The organism is Sphingobium sp., from assembly GCF_035511395.1.
Classification (GTDB): Bacteria; Pseudomonadota; Alphaproteobacteria; order Sphingomonadales; family Sphingomonadaceae; genus Sphingobium.
In genome coordinates, this window is record NZ_DATKFP010000224.1 from 1 (window position 1) to 3,026 (window position 3,026).

Annotated in this window: 4 protein-coding genes; 1 reads left to right on the forward strand and 3 read right to left on the reverse strand. The window is 58.7% G+C overall.

The features are described 5' to 3' along the window. The 3 genes from VMR39_RS15165 to VMR39_RS15175 form a co-directional block, all read right to left on the reverse strand. On the reverse strand, window positions 1-671 hold a 671-nt coding region (locus VMR39_RS15165), incomplete at its 3' end, for an LptF/LptG family permease (protein WP_325416788.1). After that, complete coding sequence (locus VMR39_RS15170) at window positions 668-1,900, reverse strand: LptF/LptG family permease (protein WP_325416789.1); 1,233 nt, start codon at window positions 1,898-1,900, stop codon at window positions 668-670. The genes VMR39_RS15170 and VMR39_RS15165, both read right to left, overlap by 4 nt. Beyond that, on the reverse strand, window positions 1,900-2,343 hold the full coding sequence (locus tag VMR39_RS15175) for an HIT family protein (RefSeq protein WP_325416790.1): 444 nt from the start codon (window positions 2,341-2,343) through the stop codon (window positions 1,900-1,902). Before VMR39_RS15175 ends, VMR39_RS15170 begins: the two co-directional genes overlap by 1 nt. A 17-nt stretch (window positions 2,344-2,360) precedes the next feature. Between VMR39_RS15175 and VMR39_RS15180 the strand changes: the two genes are divergently transcribed. Beyond that, window positions 2,361-2,924 (forward strand): DUF2141 domain-containing protein, encoded by a 564-nt coding sequence (locus tag VMR39_RS15180; RefSeq protein ID WP_325416791.1) that lies wholly within the window; start codon window positions 2,361-2,363, stop codon window positions 2,922-2,924. The last annotated feature ends 102 nt before the right edge of the window (window positions 2,925-3,026 follow it).

Genomic DNA, 3,026 nt, shown 5'->3' on the forward strand with positions numbered 1-3,026 from the left:
ATGTCTTGAGGCGTTTCGGAGATCGCGACGCCATCCCGCAGGCCGGTTTCCATCGCATTCCGGAGCAGCCACTGACCTGTTTTTTCCTCGGCGCGCTCGGCGACGACACGGCGGGTGAGCATCGAATTCTCGCGCCAGTAAATTTCCACGCCTTCGATGAGGCGCCCGTCGCCGCCAACGTGCCTGGCGGAGACGATACAAGGCCCTACGCGGAACCAGAGTGGCTTGATGGACGCATCGTCGTTGTCGTCATGTAACTGCGTGGCCTGCCACCATACGGACAGTGCCCGCTCCGTGCGCGGCGTGATCTGATCTTTCAGCACAAATTGAAAGAGAGCGATGGCCGTGATGACGGGGAGGAGGAGAATGGCCATTTTATAGGTCGTGATACCCGCCGCCCGTAAAACCGTAATCTCGTTGTGCCGAGCCAGATTCCTGAAAGTCATTATGCTGGCGATCAGTACACCGATGGTAAGCACCTGATCGACGACCGTGGGAAGACGGAGCGCGAGATAGTAGCCGATGCCCCGAATCCCGAGATGGCGCTGCAATATGTCGGTCGCGTTGTCGAGAAGATCGAGCGCCTGCAAAAGCGCCGTCAGCGCCGCGACACAGGCAAGCGCCTGAGTGGCAAAGGTCCGTGTCAGATAAGTTTGCAGAACGCGATTCATGTGGCCCTTCGCAGCCATTGGGGCAGGCGCATGCCGCGCAGGAGATCGAGAAATCGCGCTACGCGATCGACGCTGCGTGTGATCGGATTGTCGCCGGGGCGATGAGAACTGCGGGTAAAAAGCCAGATGCAAAAGATCGCGAAGACGGAAAAAATCAGCCAGAGCGACTTGTCCGCCGAGATTTTTCCGGTATCGCCGAAGCTCTCGCCGGCTTGCACGGCATGGTGATAGGCGAGCAGGATCAGCATGGCGATGACGAGCCCCGAACTGCGGCGCTGCCGCTTCGCGGTCATGGCAAGCGGAATGGCCAAAAGCGGCAGGAAGGGCAGAGATAGCGCCCTTACGAGACGGGCATGGAATTCGGAAACGAGGCGCGGCGGATTGATGCCAGTGCTGCCCGGATGGTGAATGGCGGCATATAATTCGATCAGCGTCAGTTCCTGCTCGCGTTCACCGCGCGGTCGAAAAGGTGGCGCGTCGGAACTGAAGGCCACATTGCCCAGAATGTTGTCGAATTTTATCGCACGCGGTTTTCCATTCGGCCCGTCGTCGAGCCTTATGCCGTTTTGCAGCAAGAGATTTATCTGAGAACGATCCGCGGAGAGGGCGAACTGACCGCTTTCGGCGGTTGTCACCTGTTCGCCGGTGGGCGTCTCCTTGCGCAGGAATACGCCTTTCAGTTTCGTGCCTGTCTGGTCGACGAAATCCGCCGTCAGCACTATTCTTTTGTCGGCGTCGATAAAGACACGCGGCTGCACCTGCCCTCCCCAGCCGGCATTGGTCGCGCTGTAGAGGATGGCGCGGTAAGCGTAGCGGCTATAGGGCTGAAGAAATCCGAATAGCAGAATGCTGAAGACGGCAAAGACGCAACCCGCGACGATATAGGGACGCGACAGGCGATAGATCGAAAGCCCGCTCGCAAGCATCGCATCCAACTCGTTCTCTTCACTGAGCCGCGCCACCGCGACAAAAACGGCGATGAAGAAGCCAGCGGGCAGTGCCAGCCCGAGATAATGCGGCACGAGATTGGCCGCAAGTTCCAGGACGACACCGAACGGACTGCCTGTTTCCGCCAGAAGATTGAAGAGACGCAGGAGCCGTTCAAGCAACAGGGCGCATAAGGAAATGCCCAGAGCCATGGCGAAGGGCCCGCTGGCGCGGACGAGAATATACCGATCGATAAGCGACAGCCGCAATGAATGCCCGTAAGGCGGCTCGGCAGAACCCATCAGTGAACGCCCTGTTCCCAGAGCACACGCAAATGCGTCGTCAACGCGTCGAGCTGCGCGTCTGTGAGCGCGACAGCCTCGGCAAGGGCCGGCGGTCCCGGCCAGCCCGCATCGTTGAACTCGATCTCCTCGAAGATGCGCAGGATGGAATAGCGGGGAATGACATGAAAATGCACATCGGGATCGACCATCATCAGCATGAGATAGTTGATGCGCTCATAGGCGACGAAGCCGCCGAGCATTCGCTCAATCGCCGCGATCATGCCCTGCAGGCCGGCGAATGCCGCCGCGCTTAATTGACCGAAGGCGGTCGCGGGTTCCTTGCAGATAAGCACCACCGCGCCCAGCGCGGGCTGTTGCCGACGCGTCTGAAGCGACCAATAAGGCGTTTCCGCGATAAGCGATTGCGGATAGTCGAATTTTTGTTGAGTACTGTTTGCCATGAACTTGCGTTACCAGCGTGGTGCGTATTTATTGGCCGAAGGGCGGACACACTAAGCCGCTTACCGGGCGGAACGTCGAGCGAAAAGTGTCAGTTTCGATCTTCAGAAGGGCTGCAAAAACGATCCCGTTCAGGGTGGGTTTGTTCGCGCTTGCGATCCAGCTTATCTCAGGCGCCGACGATGCGCATGCCGCAGCCTGCCCGTCCGGCGCCAAAACGCGTCTCGAAATTTCCGTAAGCAATGTCCGCGCCGCCAAGGGCGACATAACCATCACTGTTTATCCAGACGACAAGGAGCGTTTTCTTGCAAGGGGTGGGAAACTCTCTCGTCTCCGGATAAAGGCGGAAATGCCGGTAACCGTCGCCTGCCTGTCCGTGCCGGGACCGGGAACCTACGCCATCGCCATTTATCATGACGAAAACGGCGACAGGAAATTCGACCGGAGCATGCTCGGCCTTCCGGAAGAAGGCTACGGCTTTTCCAACAATGCGGCGGTCGTCCTCGCTCCGCCTTCTTTCGACGCGGTGAAGTTCAAGGCGGCGGATGGTGTCACGCATGTTGACATCACGATGCGTTACTGACGGAGGCGATCGTTACGCATTCCGAATTGTTTGAACCATAAAGACCGGCTGGAAAAGCATAGCGCGCGACGGTCGCCATATCGGTTGCGGTCAGGCGTCGCA

What these genes read in the sequence shown, in the direction of transcription:
- VMR39_RS15170 (WP_325416789.1), bottom strand. Translation starts at nt 1,900, where the DNA reads ATGGGTTCTGCCGAGCCGCCTTACGGGCATTCATTGCGGCTGTCGCTT.
- VMR39_RS15175 (WP_325416790.1), bottom strand. Translation starts at nt 2,343, where the DNA reads ATGGCAAACAGTACTCAACAAAAATTCGACTATCCGCAATCGCTTATC.